Raw genomic sequence first — 23,373 nt, forward strand, 5'->3', positions numbered from 1 at the left:
AGATTATCACCTTGTTTTTAACATTTCAAAACCTCACCAAATAGAAATGAAATGTTGGTTTCAAGGCAAGCGCAAAGCTGTTTCTACATGAAAGTAACGTCATTTCTGCATAAGTGCGAAGCCATTTCTTGGCTTCTACATCCCCACTTCAGCCTTCTTGCCCCGCTATCTCTATCACTTTAGCCTGCAAAGTGACTGAAATCATCATGCATCTTGACGCAGATTACAGGCTGAAATGACGCAAATTGCAAGTATTCTCAACATTACCAAGCGCTTCAAAATGCAGCTGTCAAGATAACCATCTGACAGTCAATGCTTTGCTTAAACGGCTCAAAACTCGCGTATTTCGAACGCCAATAAATCTGTTTCTGAATTCGCGAGCTATGTAAGAGCAATTGTAAACATCCTTACAATGAATTAACATATCTTCCTCTTCCTGCTATACTCCTTTTCTATTAGCCTTTCATCAGCCCTAAGAAACATACATGTCTACCTGCTTATCGCTTTGACTTGACTGCACAAAAAAAGGGTCTTGTGCACAACTTTGCGCTTTTTGTGCATTTAATTTGGTCAATAAACAAAAAAAATGTAACTTTGCGCGTATGCTAAAATAGAACTATACACATATTTTACATATTAACTATGAAATTGAAAATCGTTGTACTTGCCAAGCAAGTACCTGACACACGAAATGTAGGTAAAGACGCTATGACGGCTGAAGGAACCGTCAACCGTGCGGCTCTTCCTGCAATCTTCAATCCTGAAGACCTGAATGCACTCGAACAGGCCTTACGAATCAAAGACCAAAACCCAGGTTCAACCGTTGGCATTCTTACCATGGGCCCTCCGCGTGCAGGCGAGATTATCCGCCAAGGACTCTATCGTGGCGCTGACGAAGGTTGGCTTTTGACCGACAGAAAGAGTGCCGGTGCCGACACATTGGCCACATCTTATTTCCTCGCTAAAGGCATTGAGAAGATTGGCAACGTGGATATCGTCATCGGAGGTCGCCAGGCTATCGACGGTGATACGGCCCAAGTTGGCCCGCAGGTTGCCCAGAAATTAGGCCTCAACCAAGTGACCTACGCAGAGGAAGTAGTGAAAATTGAGGACGGTAAGGCCACTATTCGCCGTCATATTGACGGTGGTGTAGAGACCGTCGAGGCTCCACTTCCCGTGCTGATTACTGTTAATGGAAGTGCAGCTCCTGCTCGTCCATGCCATGCAAAGCGCGTGATGAAATATAAATATGCCACATGTCCGATGGAACGTAAAGGTGATGAACCTTGGAGTTCGCTTTATGAGACACGGCCTTACCTGACACTTGGTCAGTGGAGCATTGCCGATTGTGGTGCCGACTACGAGCAATGTGGCTTGGCTGGTTCGCCGACAAAGGTGAAAACCGTACAGAACATTGTGTTCCAAGCAAAGGAAAGCAAGACGCTTACCGGCAGCGATAACGATGTAGAAAGCTTGGTAAAAGAATTGTTAGACGAAAAGATTATTGGCTAAAAACAGGAAAGAAGCAGGATGAAAGCTTTGGAATTGACTGCAATGCAGATGCTTTCGAAGGATAAAGAAAAGTTCGTCTGTCATTCTTCTTGGTTCATGTTGCGCATCAACTCCACATTCCTCACTGCACATTCCTCATTCATATTATGAACAACGTATTTGTATATTGCGAAATAGAAGAAACAACCGTACAGGAAGTTTCACAGGAATTGCTGACAAAGGGTCGTAAACTTGCCAATAAACTTGGTGTAGACCTGCATGCAATTGTTGCCGGAAGCGGCATTAAAGGCAAGGTAGAAGAACAGATTTTACCTTATGGTGTTGACAAATTATATGTCTTTGACGGAGACAACCTCTTTCCTTATACCTCGGCACCCCATACAGATATCCTCGTCAATCTCTTCAAAGAAGAGAAGCCGCAGATATGTCTGCTCGGTGCAACTGTTATCGGTCGCGACCTCGGTCCACGCGTAAGTTCCTCTCTGACGTCAGGACTTACCGCCGATTGTACCCAACTTGAGATTGGAGATTACGATGAAAAGAAGACCGGGAAGCATTATGAGAACCTGCTTTATCAAATCCGTCCCGCTTTCGGTGGTAACATTGTAGCCACCATTGTCAATCCCGATCATCGCCCACAAATGGCAACTGTGCGCTCGGGTGTAATGCAGAAAGCAGTCTATGAAGGTCAAGCCAAGGGCGAAGTGGTTTACCCTGATGTTGCAGAATATGTGCCTGCAGAAGATTATGTGGTTAAAGTTATCGACCGACATGTAGAGGCTGCAAAGCACAATTTGAAGGGTGCTCCGATTGTTGTAGCCGGAGGTTACGGCGTAGGAAGCAAGGAAGGGTTCAATCTTCTCTTCCAGTTGGCCAAGGAACTCCATGGAGAAGTGGGTGCAAGTCGCGCTGCCGTAGACGCAGGTTGGGTTGACCACGACCGTCAGATTGGTCAAACCGGTGTTACAGTCCACCCGAAAGTCTACATTGCCTGCGGCATTTCAGGCCAGATTCAGCATATTGCCGGCATGCAAGACAGCGGCATCATCATCTCCATTAACAACGACCCAGATGCTCCAATCAATAAGATTGCCGACTATGTCATCAATGGAACCGTTGAAGAAGTGGTGCCGAAGCTGATTAAGTACTATAAGCAGAACAGTAAATAAGAAGCCTCTCCCCCGGCCCCTCCCCGAAGAGGGAGGGGAGTAATATGCTTTTTTGTCTAAAAACTCAATTGGAATAAACTGACATTATATGACAGGAAAAAAGATAACTCCATTTGATTATATGAGTTCTTCGCCTGACCGCTACGCACTACTAAAGGTGTATGCCAAAGAAAACCGACAGAAAATGACATTTGCCGAAACTATACTTTGGGATGAATTGAGGTCACTTCCAAGAACTTTTAAGTTCAGACGACAGCATATTATCGGTGACTTTATTGTTGATTTTGTATGCTTGGACTTTCATTTGGTTATTGAAGTAGACGGTGGTTATCATCAAGAACTGCAACAAGAATATGATGACAGACTACGCACAGAGTCCCTAAACAGAATGGGATTTACCGTGATACGCTTCACCAATGAACAAGTAACAGAACATCTGCAAGAAGTAATAAAAGAGATAAAAAACATATTATATAATGAATAAAACAGCCCATCGCCAGCCCCTTTCTGCTTTGTGAGGAGAGAACACACTACTCCCCTCCCTCTTCGGGGAGGGGTTGGGGGTGGGGCCTTAGCTTATGTCAAACTATTACACCGACCATCCAGAGATCGAGTTCCACTTGAACCATCCTCTGATGAAACGCATTGTTGACCTCAAAGAGCGCAACTATGCAGACAAAGATGCTTTTGAAGACGCTCCCGTTAACTACGAGGACGCTATCGAAAACTACAAACGTATGCTCGACATCACGGGCGATGTCGCTGCAAACATCATTGAGCCAAACTCTGAAAGCGTAGACCTTGAAGGGCCGCACTTGGAAAATGGCCGCATGCTTTACGCCAGTAAAACGGTTGAAAACATTGAGGCTACACGTCAAGCAGGCTTGTGGGGCATCTCTATGCCACGCCGTTACGACGGTCTGAACATTCCAAACACGGTCTTTTCCATGGCTTCCGAACTCATCGCTGCAGCCGATGCAGGCTTCCAGAACGTATGGTCTTTGCAGTCATGTATAGACACTTTGTATGAATTCGGTACTGAAGAACAGCGTAAAAAATATATTCCACGCATCTCTGCAGGCGAGACTATGTCAATGGATCTCACCGAACCAGATGCCGGTTCCGACCTCCAACGTGTGATGTTGAAGGCTACTCAGGATGCAGACGGCACCTGGAGACTCAACGGAGTGAAGCGTTTCATCACCAATGGTGACTCAGATATCCACCTCGTTCTGGCTCGTTCAGAGGAAGGTACACGCGACGGACGCGGTCTCTCGATGTTTATCTACGACAAAAGAGATGGCGGAGTGACCGTTCGTCATATCGAAAACAAACTCGGTATCCATGGAAGTCCAACCTGTGAACTTGTCTATAAGAATGCGAAATGCGAACTCTGTGGCGACCGCAAGTTAGGTTTGATTAAGTATGTCATGTCATTGATGAATGGCGCTCGATTGGGAATTGCAGCCCAAAGCGTAGGCGTTGAGCAGGAAGCTTACAATGAAGCGCTTGCTTATGCCAAGGAACGCGCCCAGTTCGGCAAGAAGATTATCACCTTCCCTGCCGTCTACGACATGCTTTCCCGCATGAAGGCAAAGCTTGACGCAGGCCGTTCAATGCTCTATATGACGGCTCGTTACGTCGACATCTACAAGGCTCTTGAAGACATTTCGCGTGAACGCAAGCTCACGCCAGAGGAGCGTAAGGAGATGAAACAATACAACCGATTGGCTGATGCGTTCACTCCGATTGCCAAAGGAACGAACTCTGAGTATGCAAACCAGAATGCCTACGATGCCATTTCCATTCATGGCGGCTCGGGATTCATCATGGAATACAAGTGCCAACGCCTCTACCGCGATGCCCGTATCTTCTCTATCTACGAGGGAACTACCCAACTTCAGGTCGTGGCTGCCGTGCGCTATATCACCAACGGCACCTATCTTGGCATCATGAAAGAAATGCTTGAAGCCCCCGTCAGCGACAACATGCAACCTCTCAAAACGCGCATTGCCAAGCTTGTAGCCCTCTATGAAGAGGCCCTCAACAAGGTAAACGGCGATGAAAGTCAAGACGAACACGACTTCCTTGCACGCAGACTCTACGACATGACAGCAGAAATCATCATGTCACAGCTCATCATTGCCGATGCAAGCAAGGCTCCGGAACTCTTCGAAAAGAGTGCCAACGTCTACGTTCGCATGGCAGAAGAGGATGTCATCGGCAAGGCTGCTTACATTAAGGCGTTTAATGTTGACGACCTAAAGAGCTTTGTTGCCGACACTACTGCAGAAGAAACAGAGGCTTAAATGCTTTTGAATATTGACCGAAGGCTGCATCATGAGCATCATGGTGCAGCCTTTTTCATGCTCTTTTCATTACTTCCCCTGCCCTGGAATGCCTGTAAGAGAATAATATGTTAATGCTTTTCAAGGATGTTTACAATTGCCCTTGCATAGCTTGCGTATTTGAAAAACCTTTTCTCTTTGGTCAGAATACGCGCCGTTTTTCAACAGTTTACAATACTTTGACAATCAGGATGTTATATAATTTGTTGCGGAAAACGATGCAAAATCACATGAAAAAACGATGCAATTTGTATTGAATTACCCTGCAATTACATTCATTTTAGCGCGCAATTTGATGCAAATAGCGGCGTAATCTGCGTCAAGTTACATGACTTTATGACTTAAATGGTCTGCCGGGGAGAATAGAATAGCAAAATCAAGTCAGTTTTTTCGTCTTTCATTTTGTAGATGGTGAGGTTTTGAAGTGTTAAAAACAGGACAACAATATTTACAAAAACAGACCGCTTCGAGTGTGGAGTTTCTTTGCAGATATGTCTGTGAAGAGGCATGCGTTGATGCAGAAAGAGCGGAGAAAAAGAGTGTTTCGTGGTATGAAGAAAAGGCGATAGTAAGACTTGATGAATGGGATTTCCTGCGATGTCATGCGCTGTAATCTTCTCTTGGCTTGGCGGTTGTGATGCTATTGTGGCCTAATGACACTAAGATTTATTTTTTGTTAAATCGCCACTTGCGGGATAAACCATGGAAGGAGAATATGGTCTAAAGCATAAATCTCTTTGATGCTGAAGACCGTTTAGCTTGTTATCCACTGCATAAAGGCAGGAATGATGCAACGAGATAATTGCATATTTGGGGATTGATGACGATTGTCATGTGGAAATAAAATAAGATAATACGGATAAGAAACAATGAAAAAGATCAGTAAGGTTTGGTATATTGTAGCTGTAGTCCTCGTAGTTGCCGTTTCTGTATGGGCGTTTTCAGGCTCGAAGAGAAAGGAACAGGTTGATTTTGTCACGGAGAAAGTGGCTCCTGCCAATATTCAAAGCAGCATCACGGCAACGGGAACGATAGAGCCGGTGACGAGTGTTACCGTTGGTACTCAGGTGTCTGGCATCGTCAGTAAACTGTATGTAGACTATAACAGCGTGGTCAAGAAAGGGCAAGTGATAGCCGAACTTGACAAATCTAACCTGATGAGCCAGCTCAATTCGGCCAAAGCTAATCTTCAACAGATGCAGGCTAACCTGCGAAAAGCACAGGAAGATTTGGCTTATCAGCATGCAAACTTCAATCGTTACAAGACATTATACAACAAAGGTTTAGTGTCGGCGAATGATTTTGAGACTGCACTTTTGAGTTATCAGACGGCATCTCAGAGTGTAAGTTCTGTCAGACAGCAGGTCAACGCCGCGCAGGAAGAGGTGAAACGGGCACAGACCAATCTTGGTTATGCAACCATTACATCGCCTATTGACGGCATTGTGCTTTCCAAAAGTGTTGAAGAAGGCCAGACCGTTGCAGCCAGTTTCAGTACTCCCGAGCTGTTTACCATTGCGCAAGACCTTACCAATATGCAGGTGGTTGCTAATGTAGATGAGGCTGATATTGGCGGTGTAAAGGAGGGCGAACGCGTCACATTTACCGTGGAAGCCTATCCCGATGAAACCTTTCAAGGCACGGTAAAGCAAGTCAGACAAGAGGCAACGACGACGAATAATGTTGTGACTTATGAAGTTGTTATCAGTGCTCCGAATGCCAATCTGAAATTGAAACCAGGATTGACAGCCAACGTAACCATCTTCACAGCAGAGCGTTCAGGCGTGCTTAGTGTGTCAAGTAAGGCCCTGCGTTATACGCCAACGAAGGAGACGGTGGGGCATATGAAGATTGTAGATGGCGGTGGAAAGTCGAAAGTTTGGGTCATTGAGGGGAATACTATCAAGTCTGTTCCTGTGAACATTGGCATGACCGACGGCACACATACGCAGATACTGTCGGGTGTAAGCCGTGGACAAGTGATTGTTACCAGCGTTTCAGCCGTGACGAATGAGGACGAAACAACGGCCAACAGCAGTGACCAGAGTCCGTTTGGACCTAAGGGTCCCGGACAAAAGAAGAAGTAATCGTGACGTAGAATGAAAGGAAAAGCGAATATGAATGACATGGTTGACGAGAAGAAAGTCATCATAGAGTTGCAGAATGTGAAGCGAGACTTTATGGTTGGTGACGAACTTGTGCATGCCTTGCGTGGCGTTTCGTTCAAGATTATGAAGGGGGAATTCGTTACAATCATGGGTAAATCCGGCTCAGGAAAGTCTACATTGCTCAATCAGTTGGGCTGTCTTGACACGCCAAGTAGTGGAGAATATTATTTAGATGGCATCTCTGTGCGCAATATGTCAAGGAGTCAGAGAGCGGTTCTGCGTAATAGAAAGATTGGTTTTATATTCCAGAACTATAACCTTCTGCCCAAGACGACGAGCGTGGAGAACGTGGAACTGCCGCTGATGTATAATGCAAGCGTGTCTGCAGAAGAGCGGACGGCGCGTGCAATAGAGGCATTAAAGGCTGTGGGATTGGGCGAACGACTCTATCATAAGTCTAATCAGATGTCGGGAGGACAGATGCAACGTGTGGCTATTGCACGTGCATTGGTCAACAATCCGGCGGTGATTCTGGCCGATGAAGCAACAGGTAACCTTGATACTCGTACCTCGTTTGAGATTCTTGTGCTGTTCCAGAAACTGCATGCAGAGGGTAGAACCATCATATTTGTAACCCATAATCCTGATATAGCCCGTTATTCCAGCCGGAATATCCAGTTACGTGACGGTAGAGTTATCAGTGATGAGTATAACAACAACATTCAGAGTGCAGCGGAAGGACTGGCTGCCTTGCCTGCAAACTCTGATGAATAAAACAGCTGTTCATTATGAATTATATCAATCTTATTAAGATAGCAGTACGCGCAATCCTTGCAAATAAGATGCGATCTTTCCTCACTGCGTTGGGCATTATCATTGGAGTGGCATCGGTTATCACGATGCTTGCCATCGGACAAGGCTCCAAAAAGAGCATTCAAGAGAATGTAGCGCAGATGGGATCTAATATGATTATGATTCATCCAGGTGCTGATATGCGAGGCGGTGTGCGTCAAGATGCCTCTTCAATGGAGACATTAAAGATGCAGGACTATAACAATATCAAGGATCAATGCGATTATATCAAAGCGATAAGTCCAGTGGTAAGCAGTAACGGTCAATGGATTTATGGCAACAACAACACACCTTCGAGCATCTATGGGGTTAATCAAGACTATTTGGAAATACGTCAGTTGAGTGTTGAAGACGGTGAGATGTTCACCGAAAATGACATTAAAGGCGCTGCGAAAGTATGCGTTGTAGGGCAAACAGTGGTAGATAATCTGTTTTCTAATGGGGCAGATCCCGTCGGTAAAGTGGTTCGTTTCGGGTCTATTCCCTTTCGTATCGTGGGCGTACTCAAGAAGAAAGGCTATAATTCTATGGGCATGGATCAGGACGATTTGGTGCTTGCGCCATATACAACTGTGATGAAACGTATCCTTGCTCAAACCTATTTAAGTGAGATACAGTGTTCTGCTATCACGGAAGACCTTACAGAAAAGGCCATAGAACAACTTACAGAAATACTGCGTAGGGACCATAAATTAAAGGATGCTACTGACACTTCAGAGGCTGATGCCGATGACTTTAACATCCGATCTCAGGAAGAACTATCTTCAATGATGAACTCGACGACCGACACAATGACTGTTCTTCTGGGCTGTGTCGCAGGGATTTCGCTGATAGTTGGAGGCATTGGAATCATGAATATCATGTATGTTTCGGTGACAGAACGCACTCGTGAGATTGGTCTTCGTATGAGTGTAGGTGCCCGTGGCGTTGATATTCTGAATCAGTTCCTTATCGAAGCCATCTTACTTAGCGTCACGGGAGGTCTTATTGGCGTAGTAATTGGCATCGGAGCATCGTATAGTGTCAAGCTGATAGCACATTGGCCAATCTATATTCAAGCTTGGAGTATCGTCATGAGCTTTGCTGTTTGCACGCTCACCGGTGTGTTCTTCGGTTGGTATCCGGCCAAGAAAGCGGCGCAATTAGACCCTATTGAGGCCATTAGATATGAGTAAGCAGGAGGCAGAAAGGCTCTTGCCAAAAGATAACCCCCAGTCTTTTGCTTTGTTTTGGCATGCAAGTTTGCGGGCAAAGTCAAAGCAAAAGATTAGGGGTTAAATTATTCTTATGAGTTGAAACAGGTTCCTATTTATTTCTCCGGCACTTCAATAAGCACTTGTTTCAACAGTTTCCAGAAAGGTTCTACGGTTGAAATCTGGCAACGTTCATTAGTTGTGTGAGGGCTAAGAAGCGTTGGACCGAGGCTGACAACATCCATGTTAGGATATTTTTCCAAGATAACAGAACACTCAAGTCCTGCGTGATCAACCTGCACAATCGCCTCTTTGCCATTCTGTTCCTTATAGATACGTTTCAGCATGTTAAGGATTTCGCTGTTTGGATTGGGGTCCCAACCGCCATAACTGCCGCTGGCTTCAACTTTCATTCCAGCCATGTTGAAACAGCTTTCGAGTGTCTTTACAGCATAATCTTTCATGTCTTCGCGTGATGAACGCACAAGAATCTTGAAGGCAGCCTTGCCATTTTCTATTTTAATAATGGCCAAGTTGCTCGATGTTTCAACGACATCGGGATAGGCAGGTATCATTCGAACCACCCCATTATGACATGCATAGATAGCATCAATGAGGTTATCTTGTATCTCAACAGGCACTTCTGTCTTCGGAGTTTCTACCTTTTCAGCAAAGAATTCAATGTTTTCTTCGATGTATTTGTATTCATCTTCGAAGTCAGCTTTCCAGTCTTCAACAAGTGCTTTCACTGCTTCTACGTTCTCTTTAGGCATGGTCAGCACGACTTCTGCCTTGAAAGGAATGGCGTTTCTCATGTTACCTCCGTTCCAAGAAACCAGGCGAGCTTCGCAGGTTTCAATGGCTTCGCGCACGAAACGCACCATGAGTTTGTTTGCATTTGCACGCCCCTCATGGATTTCCAAGCCTGAATGTCCGCCTCGAAGTCCTTTCAGTGTGACCTTCAATGCTGCGTCTTCAGGGTCAGTTTCCACCTCTTTATAATCAAGAGTTGTATCGACATCCACACCACCGGCACTGCCAATGACGAACTTACCCCACATCTCTGAGTCGAGATTGAGCATGATGTCGCCATTCAATTCGCCTTTAGGCAGGTCGTTTGCACCAAACATTCCGGTTTCTTCATCGGCTGTGATGAGGCCTTCAACAGGGCCATGTTGCAAGTCGGTTGCCTCCATAACGGCCATGATTGCAGCTACACCTAAGCCGTTGTCGGCACCAAGTGTGGTTCCTTTTGCTCTCACCCAACCCTCTCCATCGATATAGGTTTCGATTGGATCTGTTTCGAAATTGTGATTACTTTCAGGCGACTTCTGAGGTACCATGTCCATATGTGCCTGCATAAGTACAACTTTTCGACGCTCCATTCCAGGCGTTGCAGGCTTCTTCATGACGATATTGTTGCCCTCATCTATAAAAGCTTCAATCCCCACTCGCTTTGCAAAGTCGAGCAAGAACTGCTGAACTTTCTCCAAATGGCCTGAAGGACGTGGGACCTTTGTCAATGCATCGAAGTTTCGCCAGATGCAACTTGGCTGTAGATTTGCAATTTCATTCATAATATAATGATTTAATAGATTGGATTATTCATGTTGAACAGTGTCGTTTCGCTTGGTGAATGCCAATGCTAACCAGGCGTAGAGGCCCAGCAGAACGACGAGAAGAGTCTGCACACTATGCACGATAAGAACGAAATAAAGGGCATCAGTTTCGCCCACACCATAAAGGATAAGCATCGTCTTTACGGCGAAATGCCATGGCCCTGCACCGTTGGGTGTAGGCACAATCACGGCGATGCTGCCCACGATAAAGGTAACCAATGCGCAGGAAAGTGACAGCCCCGAGGTGGCTTTGAAACAGAAGAACGTGAGGTAATAGTGCATGAAATAACTTCCCCAAATAGCTATGGTGTAGAAGAGGAAAAGCGGTACATTGTGCACATCTTTCAACGAACTGACCCCTTGCCAGATACCTTTGAGCGTGCCTTTCACCTTATTTATAAAGCGCAACCGACGGAGAAGATAGTAGAGCAGAATAAGAACTGCGACGCCACAGACGGCAGTAACCAACCAACCTGCAAGCGAGAAATTGGTAAAGAGGGTATCAATCCGCGTACCGGTTTTGTCAAAGAAACGCGTAAAAACGGGTATCTGAGAAAGAAAAGTGAGCAGTGCAATCAGCAGAACAAGCAGGGAATCAATGGCACGTTCGGTCACTACAGTGCCTATGGCCTTGGGAAAAGAAACGCCATCATAATGCTTCAGCACGCCGCAACGGGCGAATTCGCCCATTCGGGGCACGATAAGACTGACGGCATATGACAGGAAAATAGAATAAACAGCAGTCGAAGTGCGGGGCTTTTCACCGATAGGTTCAAGCGTCTGTCGCCAGCGCCAACCGCGAAAGGCCTGTGCCGATATGCCGAAAGGAAACGACAACAGCATCCACATCCAGTTCATCTTGTGGAACAGAACGTCGCTGATGCTGTGGAAATCGAAATCGCGATACATCCAATAAAGAATGACTCCGCCGAGCAATAACGGCAGAACAATCTTAATGAATTTAGCTGATAGTTTCTTCACTTTCTACTATTTAATGTTACAAATTTAGATAAAATAGATTAAATAGAAGCATGAAGAACGATGTTTAACGAAATTAAATAAACCCATTTCTGTGTTTATATCCATGCTGATGTCTATGGTGTAAACTTCTTTACAAAAGCCTTTTGGAGAGTGGCCTCGCTGAAAAATAAAAGTCACTCGGGCGTAAATACGCAAGTTTTGAGGGCGTTTGGTAAGATGTTGAGAATGAGATTGTTAAGTCATCAAGTTCAAAATATGAGCAAAAATGTGATGAAGAGATGTGCTCATTTGACGCTGGTTGCATTGTCATCTGCGTCAAAATAGGCTGTAAAGTGATGCGAATGGCGCGGTGATTTGATGCAAAAAGCGGCCTAAAGTGACTTGAATTGTGAAAAAACAGGATGCTTGTTGCGCATTCAAGACTGTTTTGTGAGTTGATTTTAGGTTTTGAGAAGCGATTTCATTTCTATTTCATCAAATTTCAAAGGCCGTTTTCTTAGCAGTAAATTTTTACATTTTCAACTTAAAAGGAAACTTAAGTTACAGTGTAATTCGCCTTGTGGTTAGGAGCTGTTTTCATGAGATTACAATGTAAATAGAAACTTTCAGTAGCTTGGAAAGCTACAGCACAGTCAGTAATGTCGAATTTATTTAATGCATAATGCACAATGCATGATGTATAATTTTTAATGTTGAATGTGGAGTGTTGAATGGTAGTTAATTCATAATTCACAATGCATAATGCATAATTTTTAATGTTGAATGAGGAGTGTTGGATTGTGGTTAATTCATAATGCACAATGTATAATGCATAATTACGAAGTGAGTTATAACTAATTTCTTTGCAAGTTAGCTCTCCCCTCCTTGGGAGGGGCTGGGGGAGGTAATTCATTTCTCTCTGCTTTCTCTTGCATCTTTGCGTTTTTTTTCTTATCTTTGCCGCGCTGTTATATAGGTCTGTAATGGGTCAGACGTTTCTACCGGCTACCGCAAATAGCCGTCTATGGCAGTTATTATATAATGTAGAAACAGAAAACAACAAGATGAATCGATTTGGAAAGTACACCGTACAGTATCCTCATTTGGTGCGCCTTGGCGTGCCTATCACCGTGGGACAGCTTGGAACTATTATTCTTGGATTTGCCGATACGCTGATGATTGGCCGCCATTCCCTACAGGAATTGGCTGCCGCAAGCTTTGTTACGAATATGTTTACGCTTGCTCTGCTCTTCGGACTTGGCTTTTCCTATGGGCTGACGCCTATCATTGGGAAACTTTACGGGCAGGAAAAGAAGAGTGAGATTGGCGCCGCTTTGAAGAATGGTTTGGCTGCAGGAGCTGTGCTTACTCTCGTGTTAATGGGCGCAATGGGGCTGCTTTATCTCAACTTGAGCAATCTCGGACAGCCCGAAGAACTATTGCCTTTGATGCGTCCTTACTTCATTGTGAATTTGATTTCGATACCGTTTGTCATCGGTTTCAACACGTTTAAGCAGTTCTATGACGGTAAAACGGAGACCGTAGTGCCCATGACTGTGATGATTTGCGGTAATCTTTTGAACATCATAGGCAATTATCTTTTGATCTATGGTAAGTTGGGTTTGCCCGAATGGGGACTCTTCGGAGCTGGTGTTTCAACAATGGTTTCACGCTTGTTCATGTGTTTGATGCTCGTGATTTTATTCTTTCGTCCTCGCTATTCGGCTTATAGGAGGGGCTTTGTGCAGGCGAGTGTCAATACCAAGGACTTCGTTTATCAGAACAAACAAGGCTGGCCTTTGGCATTACAATTAGGTATGGAGACCGCAGCTTTCAGCTTGTCGAGTGTCATGGTGGGCTGGATTGGCACCGTGCCTCTTGCTGCTCATCAGGTGATGTTGACCATCAGCCAGCTCGGTTACATGTTATATTATGGTATGGCTGCAGCCGTTGCCATCCGCGTGAGCTATTATCATGGACAGAAAAACTATGCAAATGCCGACAATACTGCAAGTGCAGGACTTCAGCTTATTCTGTTGATGGGCGTTGCAATCAGCATCCCTATCTTCCTCTTCCGCCATGTAATCGGCGGATTGTTCACCAATTCCAATGAGGTCGTTGGTATGGTGTCGTTGACGATTATTCCGTTCATCATCTATCAATTCGGCGACGGTATGCAGTCCAATTATGCCAATGCACTGCGCGGTTTGTCGAATGTGAAGCCGCTGATGTTCGTGGCTTTCGTTGCTTACTTCGTCATAACGCTGCCTTTAGGCTATTTCTTCGGCATCTGTCTCGACGGAGGATTGGTGGGCATCTGGAGCGCTTTCCCCTTTGGTTTGACCATAGCGGGCGTGCTTTACTGGCTCTTTTTCCGCCGCACTTTACGTAGAGAAGCCCGTTTGATTTAGGTCAATAAAACGCAAGATTAATGAGATTAGAACTTAATTTGTTTGCGCACACAATATAATCTTTTTACCTTTGCATCGAAATAATTAAAGGATAACAATTAAAAGAAAGGTTAAGATTATGGTAACGTTAATGGTATTTGCCGTTGTAGCAGTGATGATTGCACAGGCAATTAATTTAAGTAGCAAGCTTCATTAATAGCAGAAGCTGCTCTAAAAAGAAAGTTTTAGAAATTAAATAAAAAGGAATGGCATGTCAGGGAAACTTCCCTGATGTGCCATTTTTTCATGCTTTTATTTTGCATGTTAAGTGATATTGCTTAATTTTGTAACCCGATAAACAACGCAAACTGCATGAAGTTAGTTAAAGCCAAGAAGAACCTTGGACAGCATTTCCTTACGGATTTGAATATCGCCAGGCGCATTGCAGACACTGTCGACGCTTGTCCTGACATCCCGGTACTTGAGATTGGGCCGGGAATGGGCGTGCTTACGCAATACTTAGTGACGAAAGACCGCGAGGTGAAAGCTGTCGAAATAGACAAAGAGTCGGTGGCATTTCTGCATGAGAACTATCCCGAATTGCGTAATAATATTATTGGAGAAGACTTCCTTCGTATGGATCTTTGCAAGGTGTTTGAACGTAGGCCTTTCGTCTTAACAGGCAATTATCCCTATGATATTTCATCGCAGATATTCTTCAAGATGCTTGATTATAAGGATTTGATACCATGTTGTACGGGGATGATACAGCGCGAAGTAGCTCTCCGTATGGCTTCAGAACCAGGCAATAAGGCTTATGGAATTCTCTCGGTTTTAATGCAGGCATGGTATAATGTGGAGTATCTTTTCACTGTGGATGAAACAGTTTTCAATCCACCTCCAAAGGTAAAGAGTGCTGTTATCCGTATGATGCGTAATGAAGTAACCGATCTTGGCTGTGATGAACGACTCTTCAAGCGATTGGTGAAGACCGTTTTCAATCAGCGAAGAAAGATGCTTCGTGTCAGCATCAAGCAGATGTTTTCCAAGGAAAAGCCTGCAAGTGCGGAGTTCCTTACGTTGGATGTGATGACCAAACGTCCCGAACAACTCAGCGTTCAGCAGTTTGTGGAGTTGACTAATCTTGTAGAAAGGGAGCTGTCTGTATGATAATGAGTGCAAAAGAACAAACTTATCAAACGCTTTGCAGACAGATAGAATGTCTTATTTCGGGTGAGAAAAACATCACAAGTGTGCTTGCCAATGTTGCTTCGGCATTGCATTTTGCCTTTCCCGAGCGTTTCTTTTGGACGGGATTTTATTTGGTTTGTGGTGAAGAACTGCAGCTTGGACCATTCCAAGGCACTGTGGCTTGCATGCATATTGCCCGTGGCCGTGGTGTGTGTGGGACCGCCTGGGCCGAAAACCGCACGCTGATTGTCGACGATGTAGAGGCTTTTCCAGGGCATATAGCTTGTTCTTCGCTTTCCCGTTCAGAAATAGTTGTGCCGCTTCATCGGTCGGATGGCAGTGTCTGGGCTGTCATGGATATTGACAGTAAGCAGCTTTCGGCCTTTGATTCTGCCGATGCTTACAACCTCGAAAAGATTGAAAATATTTTAAGGAAACAGTTGGAAGAATGAAAATTAATATCTAATTTTGTCGTATAGAAACCAAAACAATGAGATATGATAGATGTTAAAGCAACATTAAGTGATGCACAAGAGCGCATGGAAATGGCCGCAATGTATCTTGCAGACGAGCTAACTCACATCCGTGCAGGCCGTGCTAACACGGCAATTCTTGACGGAGTGAAGGTCGATTCCTATGGAAGTAAGGTGCCATTGAACCAAGTAGCCACCGTTTCTACGCCCGATGCACGCACGATTGCCATTCGTCCTTGGGACAAGAAAGCTATTAAAGATATTGAAAAAGCTATCATGGACAGTGATGTCGGCATTACTCCTGAGAACAATGGTGAGGTGATTCGTCTTGGTATTCCACAGCCCACAGAGGAACGCCGCAAGGAACTTGTGAAGCAATGTAACAAGATTGGCGAGCGCACTAAAGTCGAAGTCCGCAATGTCCGCGGTGAAGTGAAAGACAAACTCAAGAAAGCTATTAAGGAAGGACTGTCAGAAGATCTCGAAAAAGATGCCGAAAACGATCTTCAGAAGGTTCATGATAAGTTTATAAAGAAGATAGATGAACTTCTCACTGAAAAGCAGAAGGAAATCATGACCGTATAAATAGCACATTGAAAGGCTTCGTTATCAAGAACACCGGCAGCTGGTATTCCGTCAAAACTGATGATGGAAAGGTTGTCGAATGTAAGATTAAGGGCAATTTCCGCCTTAAAGGTATCCGCAGTACTAACCCTGTTGCTGTCGGCGATCATGTGGAAATAGCCCTTAATCAAGAAGGAACGGCGTTCATTACGCACATTGATGAACGCCGTAATTACATTATACGCAAGTCGCAAAATCTTAGCAAACAGAGTCATATCATTGCTGCTAATGTCGACCAGGCGTTTCTTATTGTCACCGTTAACTACCCACAAACCAGCACAACCTTTATTGATCGGTTTCTTGCTTCGGCTGAAGCCTACAGCGTTCCTGTGGTACTTGTATTCAACAAGCGCGACATTCTCTCTGATGACGAGCGGCATTATCAGCAGTCAATGGTTCATCTTTATGAGACCATTGGTTATGAGTGCCGTGAGATTTCGGCTGCAACGGGTGAGGGAGTTGAAGGACTTCACAAGCTGTTGAAAGGCAAAATAACGCTTTTAAGCGGTAACAGTGGCGTGGGAAAGAGCACACTTATCAATCAAATTCTGCCTGAAGCAAACCTCCGTACAGCTGAAATCAGTGATGCACACAATACAGGTATGCACACAACGACATTCAGTGAGATGCTCGAACTGCCTGAAGGTGGTTATATTATTGATACGCCCGGCATCAAAGGTTTCGGCACTTTCGACATGGAACCCGAAGAACTTACGAGCTATTTCCGTGAGATTTTCCACTTCTCTAAAGACTGCAAGTTCAGCAACTGCACGCATACTCACGAGCCAGGTTGCGCTGTGTTGAAGGCTTTGGAAGACCATTATATCGCCCAAAGTCGCTATCAAAGCTACTTGGGAATGCTCGAAGATAAAGACGAAAACAAGTATCGTGAGGCCTATTGAAAGTCAAGGCTCGGGCTGTTCTATAGCCACTTATCTTTCAAGAAATTGCAACATATTCTGTTTAATCCAATAAAATATCACTAAATCATGCGGTTGTTCCTGCGTAGAATAGTTATTTATGTCATACTTGTTGCTTTTATCACCATCGGCATCTGGCTGATTTCAGATGTTCAAGTGCGTGAAAGATACGGTGCGATACTGCCCATTTGCATTGGCATTCTTACGCTTTTGTTCTTCGGCTTGGGTAGTTTGGTGATGCTTTATCGGATTATCCGTTCGCTCTTTACCCACGAACAATATCTTCAATTCACGGATGAGGCCTTGGTGATAGCAGGAGATAAGGTGGCATGGAACGACATACAAGGCTTTCAACTGTTGAAGATCAGCGGTTCGGATATCATCGCTGTAGTCCTGAAATCCCCCGAGACGGTTATCAATCGCTGTCAGAAACCGTGGAAACGGTGGCTGATGAAGATGAACTATAAGTATTTCGGAATGGTTTATTCGATAGCAGTGATCAACACAAACTTTACGAAAGACGAGCTGTTTCAATATTGTTGCTGTGAGTTAGACAGGCATTCTATGACGTAATCTAACAGCGTTTCTTCTCTCTTTTCAATGCTTTTCCGAAACAATGTGCATAAAAGTATTGAGCAATTTATTGTTATTTTTTTCAAAAACTATCTTTACTTTTAAGCTTTTCCAACGTCATTTGAATGAACAGACAATAGAAAATGGACGAAAAAGCCTATGAACAGATAGCCCATCGTGCAAGACCTGAGATCGAAAGTATCGTCAGACGGTTCTTCGCTTCCTTACAGATGGAAGAAGAAATCGACGACGTTGTGCAGGAGGTTCTCATTCTGTTGTGGCGCTATCGTGACCGACTTGACAAGGTGGAAAAGCTTGAAGCGTGGGTCAATCGCGTGTCGCGTAACCAGTGTGTTACACGCTACCGGCAACTCAAACGGCAAGAGAATGTGTCCATTAACGGCCGTGATTTCATCGCTTCTGACAGTGCTTCGGGCACTGTTGATGACGCAGAACGGCGGCAGATGACCAAGCTTTTGTTCAATCAACTGCCCAAAGCTACGCGCCGAATTCTCTATCTTCGCAATGTCGAAGGAATGACTTTAGACGACATTGCCATCATCTGTAACCGTCCGAAAACGAGTATTAAATCCTCTATTTCGGCAGCAAGAAAGCAAATTATAGACCAATTAAAACGGCAGAGATGACACAGAAGAATATTCAAGACAAAGCGGAACGCATGGCTTTAATACAGCGTTTTCTCGATGCGGAGGCCTCTGTTGAGGAGGAAAAGCTGCTTGCAAGCTATTTCTCTGCACATCAACCGGAAGCCGACGAGCGCGATGTAGCCTTACTTTTAGGCGTGCTTGGAACTGCTGATGGCTTTGAGGAAAGCGTGGAAGCTGACCTCTCCGGTGCTTTCGAAGCGGTTGTTCAAGCACATGAGAAAGCACGGAACAGGCGGAAAACCATAATGTGGCTGTCGGGTATTGCTGCCTTATTTCTGTTGCTGTTTGCAATCGGAAAGCATATAATGCGCGGCGATGAAGACCTCCTTTCCACGCTTACTACTGCGGAACAGCAGCCTGCAGGACAGCACACAGCACCCTCTTTGCCGGACTCTACGGCGAAAATCATGCTTGAAAATGACACATGTGCAGGTTCCATGAAGTTGGAGAAGTCGTATAAAACAAGGCAAAATGCAGATCCCAAACGTGTGAAAAAAGCAATGAAAGAGCGTCTCTCAACTCCTGAGATGATAGGACAAATCCGCTTTTTAGCCGATATTGCCCTTAAAAGAGACGAGGCAATAGAGATTATCCCCATAGGAAAAGCTGCCGTGGTTACATCGGCAGATGCGGAAACAAACTGCAAATTTCTCGCTATCCCATGCGATGATGAGGGCAATATGCAGTTGTTTGCACTCGAAGATGAGTAGAGGAGTCGATGCGTAGACCGATGAACCGGCAGACAAGTTGACTGCAGGAAAAAAGCCATTCGGTTTCCTCAATATTCAAAAGAAATTCATTTTTAAACATCACGCAATATGAAACGATTTATCTTGACAATCATTTGTGCTGTTCTGTTCGCGGTTTCAAGCAGTGCACAGGCAGTGAGAACCACCGAAAAATATATCATCGATGGCAAGGAAATAACCAATTTTGACGGTTCACAACTTAAAAACAAGGTGATATTAGACTATAAGATAGAGCCCGATATAAAGTGTTTCGTGCATCGGATAACAACGGCTGACAGCCTGAAAAACCTGAAAGTGAGACTTGACGGTTGGAAGATTGATATCCCAAAGATTTTTGATGAGGGGGCGAATAAAGGCAAACACAACTTTATATTCACGAGGCATAAGCTGCTGTATATCGTAGATGGTGTCGTGAAGAAAGACGGATTGAAAAGCATAGAGCCGCTTGATATAACTTCGGTAACTGTTCATAAGCCCGGTTCTAAGGTTGCAGAGTCTTATGGAGAAGCAGGAAAGAACGGCGTCGTCGTTATTAAAACGCGCAAAGAAAAACGCATTGTGTATATCATTGACGGTAAGAAAGTGACGGATGTTGACGTACAGAACTTCTCACCTGAACAGATAAAGAGTGTTGTTGTCATGAAGAAGGGCTCGAAAGCTGCCGTGAAAATCGGTGGGAAAAAGGATGGGAACCAATATGATTACATTTCCATAAAATTGAAATAAAGTCTGTGGCAGAGGCCATGACGAAGTGTCTTGCAGGGTTTAGTCTTCCTGTAAGGCACTTTTTTTGTTCTGAATAATCTCCTATGATGTCGCGTTGTGAATGATATGTTAAATTTAGTCATTTATATTTACAAATGTTCTTGCATGGCCTGAAGATTTGAAACGAGTGTCTTTCTCGTTCCAAATAGGTGCTGATTTTTGGCATTTTGTAACGCATTGACAGTCAGAATATTATAAAACTTGAAGCAAAATGCAAGTCGAAATGATGTTGAAAAACGTTGTAATTTGCATCAACAGAGCCTCTGTCTTGCATCAAATTACGGTGCTTCTTGACTTGAATGGCAGCGTGTTTTGCGTCAAGTTACGAGGCATGATGAATGAAGTTGCACGCCAAAGGCTTTGAACTTGGAAGATATTCCTCGTTTTTTCGCTTCTTTTTCTCTGTTTGGTGGTGATTTGAAATGTTAAAAATTAAGAATGATTTTTACACTGATTGCAGTTTTGGAAGACGTTGTTTCTTGGAGGAACAGCCTGTATGTGGAGCCTCTTTCTGTGTTGATGTCCGGTGTCTCTACAGTTGTTAATGCTGATGACTAAACACAGGTCACAGTCGATATGCCTTAAAATTAATTTGCATTTTAACGGCAAATCATTCGTTTCCAATCGTTGTTTTTTGTAAATTTGCACCATATTAATAGGAGTAAGTTGTGTCTTTTCGTTTTCTGATGTCGATGCAGTGATGGGATAATCGTCGGCAAAGTAGCGGGGCAGATAGGTTAGAAAGACTGCTGATAGGTCTATTAACTCTACTTTTTTTGTTGCATAAGGAAAAATAAAATACAAGATAAATTTATGAAAAGAATTCTCTTTTGTGTGTTCTTCTCTGTCATTTCCATGAGCTGTTTCGCTCAGATGAGTGACGATCAGGTAATGCAATTCTATCAGAAAGAGCACAAGGCCGGGACTTCCAACGGGCAGATTGTGACCAAACTCATGCAGCGCGGTGTGCAGATTGACCAGATTCGACGTGTTCGGAACCAGTATCAGAGCCAGAATCAAACGAAGGTTGACGGTGGTAGTGCAGTCACTTCGAATGGTACTTTGAGAAATAACAGCGGATCGAAGCCGCAGGAATTGACTTCGGGTAATATGCAGTTGGACCGCTCTTCACAGGAAACCGCTGAACAACAATACGTGCAAGTGCAGCGAAACATCAACGAACATGCAGAAGAAGTGCTGTCTCCCGGTGGCAAAAAAGTATTTGGTCGCGACATCTTCAACAACAAACTGTTGAGCTTCGAGCCAAACATGAACATTGCAACACCGACAAATTACACCATAGGTGCAGGCGACCAAGTGGTTATTGAGATTTATGGTGCCTCTCAAAAGACCGAGACTTTGGTTGTTTCTCCAGAGGGAACGGTGACCGTTCCGGGCTATGGGCCTATCTATATCAGCGGTATGTCGGTCGCCGAAGCTAATGCGAAGATACGTCGAACGTTAGGATCACGCTATAGTAGTAGCCAGATTAAGACCTCCATTGGACAGACTCGGACTATCATTGTGAATGTGATGGGCGAGGTGAAAGTGCCTGGAACCTACACGGTCAGTGCTTTCGCAAGCGTCTTCCACGCCCTGTATATGGCCGGAGGTATTAATGGTTTAGGTACGTTGCGTAATATTAAGGTGTTCCGTAACGGTCGTTTGGCAACGGTTGTTGATGTCTATGACTACATTCTTAACGGCAGATTGACGGGTAATATCCGTCTTCAAGACAATGATGTTATCGTGGTTGGGCCTTACGATTGCTTAGTGGATATCGGCGGATCTGTAAAGCGTCCGATGACTTATGAAATGAGAAAGAACGAGAGTGTGGCTTCCGTTATCCGCTATGCTGGCGGCTTTGCAGGCAATGCTTACAAGAAGTCTGTGCGGTTGTTACGTTCAACCGGGCGTGAAAAGTCGGTGTATAATGTCAGTGAATTCGAAATGAATAACTTCCGAGTTGCTGATGGTGATGTGATTTCTGCAGACTCTATACTCAACCGTTACGATAATATGATTGAGGTTAAAGGAGCTGTATTCCGCCCAGGACTTTATCAGTTGGGGCAGGAGATAAACAGTGTTCGCTCTCTGATTAAGCATGCAGAGGGTGTCACGGAGGATGCTTTCACAGATCATGCCGTGTTACATCGTCTGAAGAAAGACCGTACTTTAGAGGTTATTGCGGTTGATGTGAAGGGAATTCTTGACGGCAGTGTGGCCGATATTCCATTGCAGAATGAAGACGTTCTCTTTATTCCAACCCAGAGTGAGCGCACTTCTGCACGCACTATTACCATTCATGGTGAGGTGCAATTCCCTGGTTCTTATCAGTATGCTGATAACGAAACGATCGAAGATTTCATTATGCAGGCGGGCGGATTGACCGATGCTGCTTCGACAGCTAAAGTCGATGTGTCGCGTCGTATCATTGATCCAACGGCAACAACTTCGCCAAGAGAGATTGCAAAAACTTTCAGTTTCACACTTAAGGATGGTTTCATTATCGATGGAACTGCAGGCTTTAAGCTGGAACCTTATGATGAAGTTTATGTGCGTCGCAGCCCTGGTTATCAGGCACAACGCAATGTCTCGGTGAGTGGCGAAGTGCTCTTTGCAGGCACATATACCTTGAATAAGAAGAATACAAGGCTGAGTGACCTTGTCAGAATGGCTGGAGGGGTGACGTCAGAAGCTTTTATTCGTGGTGCAAGAATAGAGAGGAAGATTAATGAAGACGAGCGAATTCGCATGAAATCTGTTATGCGTGTGGTGAACAATCAAAACGGGAAAGACAGCGTCAACACTAATCTTCTTGACTATGCAGACACTTATTATGTGGGTATAGAACTTGACAAGGCACTTGAAAACCCTGGTTCAAACAGTGATATTGTATTGCGTGAAGGTGATAAACTCGTCGTTCCGGAGTATAATGGAACTGTAAAGATCAGTGGAGATGTGATGTATCCGAACACGGTTGCTTATGAAGAAGGGCGTAACTACAGATATTATATCAATGAGGCCGGTGGTTTTGGCACGCGTGCAAAACACTCGAAGACATTTATTGTCTATCAAAATGGTCGGGTAAGTGTGGCAGGAAAGCATAAGGTTGAACCTGGATGCGAAATTATAGTGCCGAGTAAACCGAAGCCAAATGGCAATGCTTTGACTAATATCTTAGGCATAGGAACGAGCATGGCGTCGTTGGCAACAATGTTTGCAACCATTGCTAATCTCGTCAAATAAGGCTGTTCGT

19 protein-coding genes and 1 riboswitch are annotated in these 23,373 nt (G+C 44.5%); of the genes, 17 read left to right on the top strand and 2 right to left on the bottom strand.

Annotated features, from left to right (window positions below; all coding sequences use genetic code 11):
• Positions 1 to 642 precede the first annotated feature (642 nt).
• From EL210_RS01115 to EL210_RS01145, 7 genes are all read left to right on the top strand, one after another.
• Positions 643 to 1,512: an electron transfer flavoprotein subunit beta/FixA family protein gene (locus tag EL210_RS01115; protein WP_004377462.1), complete on the top strand. Its 870-nt coding sequence runs from the start codon at positions 643 to 645 to the stop codon at positions 1,510 to 1,512.
• Positions 1,513 to 1,658: 146 nt separating this feature from the next.
• The gene (locus EL210_RS01120; protein ID WP_018919399.1) at positions 1,659 to 2,681 is read left to right on the top strand and encodes an electron transfer flavoprotein subunit alpha/FixB family protein; all 1,023 of its coding nucleotides are present in this window, start codon (positions 1,659 to 1,661) and stop codon (positions 2,679 to 2,681) included.
• 88 nt (positions 2,682 to 2,769) lie between these two features.
• Positions 2,770 to 3,165: an endonuclease domain-containing protein gene (locus EL210_RS01125; RefSeq protein ID WP_018919400.1), complete on the top strand. Its 396-nt coding sequence runs from the start codon at positions 2,770 to 2,772 to the stop codon at positions 3,163 to 3,165.
• Between the two features lie 94 nt (positions 3,166 to 3,259).
• On the top strand, positions 3,260 to 4,990 hold the full coding sequence (locus EL210_RS01130) for an acyl-CoA dehydrogenase family protein (RefSeq protein ID WP_018919401.1): 1,731 nt from the start codon (positions 3,260 to 3,262) through the stop codon (positions 4,988 to 4,990).
• A 908-nt stretch (positions 4,991 to 5,898) separates the two neighbouring features.
• Positions 5,899 to 7,116, top strand: a complete 1,218-nt coding sequence (locus EL210_RS01135) for an efflux RND transporter periplasmic adaptor subunit (protein WP_018919402.1) — start codon at positions 5,899 to 5,901, stop codon at positions 7,114 to 7,116.
• 12 nt (positions 7,117 to 7,128) lie between these two features.
• On the top strand, positions 7,129 to 7,911 hold the full coding sequence (locus EL210_RS01140; protein ID WP_018919403.1) for an ABC transporter ATP-binding protein: 783 nt from the start codon (positions 7,129 to 7,131) through the stop codon (positions 7,909 to 7,911).
• A 14-nt stretch (positions 7,912 to 7,925) separates the two neighbouring features.
• Complete coding sequence (locus EL210_RS01145; protein WP_018919404.1) at positions 7,926 to 9,164, top strand: ABC transporter permease; 1,239 nt, start codon at positions 7,926 to 7,928, stop codon at positions 9,162 to 9,164.
• A 134-nt stretch (positions 9,165 to 9,298) separates the two neighbouring features.
• On the opposite strand, the gene EL210_RS01150 is transcribed toward EL210_RS01145, so the two are convergent.
• Together EL210_RS01150 and EL210_RS01155 are read right to left on the bottom strand one after the other, a co-directional pair.
• Positions 9,299 to 10,759 (bottom strand): aminoacyl-histidine dipeptidase, encoded by a 1,461-nt coding sequence (locus EL210_RS01150; protein WP_018919405.1) that lies wholly within the window; start codon positions 10,757 to 10,759, stop codon positions 9,299 to 9,301.
• A gap of 24 nt (positions 10,760 to 10,783) precedes the next feature.
• Positions 10,784 to 11,782, bottom strand: a complete 999-nt coding sequence (locus EL210_RS01155) for a lysylphosphatidylglycerol synthase transmembrane domain-containing protein (protein WP_025879579.1) — start codon at positions 11,780 to 11,782, stop codon at positions 10,784 to 10,786.
• A 927-nt stretch (positions 11,783 to 12,709) separates the two neighbouring features.
• Positions 12,710 to 12,806, top strand: a riboswitch (purine riboswitch).
• 19 nt (positions 12,807 to 12,825) lie between these two features.
• Here EL210_RS01155 and EL210_RS01160 point away from each other — a divergent pair.
• From EL210_RS01160 to EL210_RS01205, 10 genes are all read left to right on the top strand, one after another.
• A complete protein-coding gene (locus EL210_RS01160) occupies positions 12,826 to 14,172 on the top strand; it encodes an MATE family efflux transporter (RefSeq protein WP_025879578.1) in 1,347 nt (448 codons plus the stop codon).
• Between the two features lie 351 nt (positions 14,173 to 14,523).
• Positions 14,524 to 15,321 (top strand): 16S rRNA (adenine(1518)-N(6)/adenine(1519)-N(6))-dimethyltransferase RsmA, encoded by a 798-nt coding sequence (gene rsmA, locus EL210_RS01165; protein ID WP_018919408.1) that lies wholly within the window; start codon positions 14,524 to 14,526, stop codon positions 15,319 to 15,321.
• Positions 15,318 to 15,794, top strand: coding sequence for a GAF domain-containing protein (locus EL210_RS01170; RefSeq protein ID WP_018919409.1), 477 nt, complete (start codon positions 15,318 to 15,320; stop codon positions 15,792 to 15,794). Before rsmA ends, EL210_RS01170 begins: the two co-directional genes overlap by 4 nt.
• Positions 15,795 to 15,839: 45 nt before the next feature.
• The gene (gene frr, locus EL210_RS01175; protein ID WP_018919410.1) at positions 15,840 to 16,400 is read left to right on the top strand and encodes a ribosome recycling factor; all 561 of its coding nucleotides are present in this window, start codon (positions 15,840 to 15,842) and stop codon (positions 16,398 to 16,400) included.
• Positions 16,401 to 16,408: 8 nt separating this feature from the next.
• A complete protein-coding gene (rsgA, locus tag EL210_RS01180; protein ID WP_004374529.1) occupies positions 16,409 to 17,341 on the top strand; it encodes a ribosome small subunit-dependent GTPase A in 933 nt (310 codons plus the stop codon).
• A gap of 87 nt (positions 17,342 to 17,428) precedes the next feature.
• Complete coding sequence (locus EL210_RS01185) at positions 17,429 to 17,932, top strand: STM3941 family protein (RefSeq protein ID WP_018919411.1); 504 nt, start codon at positions 17,429 to 17,431, stop codon at positions 17,930 to 17,932.
• A gap of 143 nt (positions 17,933 to 18,075) precedes the next feature.
• On the top strand, positions 18,076 to 18,579 hold the full coding sequence (locus tag EL210_RS01190) for an RNA polymerase sigma factor (protein ID WP_018919412.1): 504 nt from the start codon (positions 18,076 to 18,078) through the stop codon (positions 18,577 to 18,579).
• Positions 18,576 to 19,310: a hypothetical protein gene (locus EL210_RS01195; RefSeq protein WP_018919413.1), complete on the top strand. Its 735-nt coding sequence runs from the start codon at positions 18,576 to 18,578 to the stop codon at positions 19,308 to 19,310. Before EL210_RS01190 ends, EL210_RS01195 begins: the two co-directional genes overlap by 4 nt.
• A gap of 108 nt (positions 19,311 to 19,418) precedes the next feature.
• On the top strand, positions 19,419 to 20,075 hold the full coding sequence (locus EL210_RS01200) for a hypothetical protein (protein ID WP_018919414.1): 657 nt from the start codon (positions 19,419 to 19,421) through the stop codon (positions 20,073 to 20,075).
• An 852-nt stretch (positions 20,076 to 20,927) separates the two neighbouring features.
• Positions 20,928 to 23,363, top strand: a complete 2,436-nt coding sequence (locus EL210_RS01205; protein ID WP_018919416.1) for an SLBB domain-containing protein — start codon at positions 20,928 to 20,930, stop codon at positions 23,361 to 23,363.
• Positions 23,364 to 23,373: the final 10 nt, after the last annotated feature.

Origin of the sequence: Segatella oris, from assembly GCF_900637655.1 — a bacterium.
Taxonomy (GTDB): Bacteria; Bacteroidota; Bacteroidia; order Bacteroidales; family Bacteroidaceae; genus Prevotella; species Prevotella oris.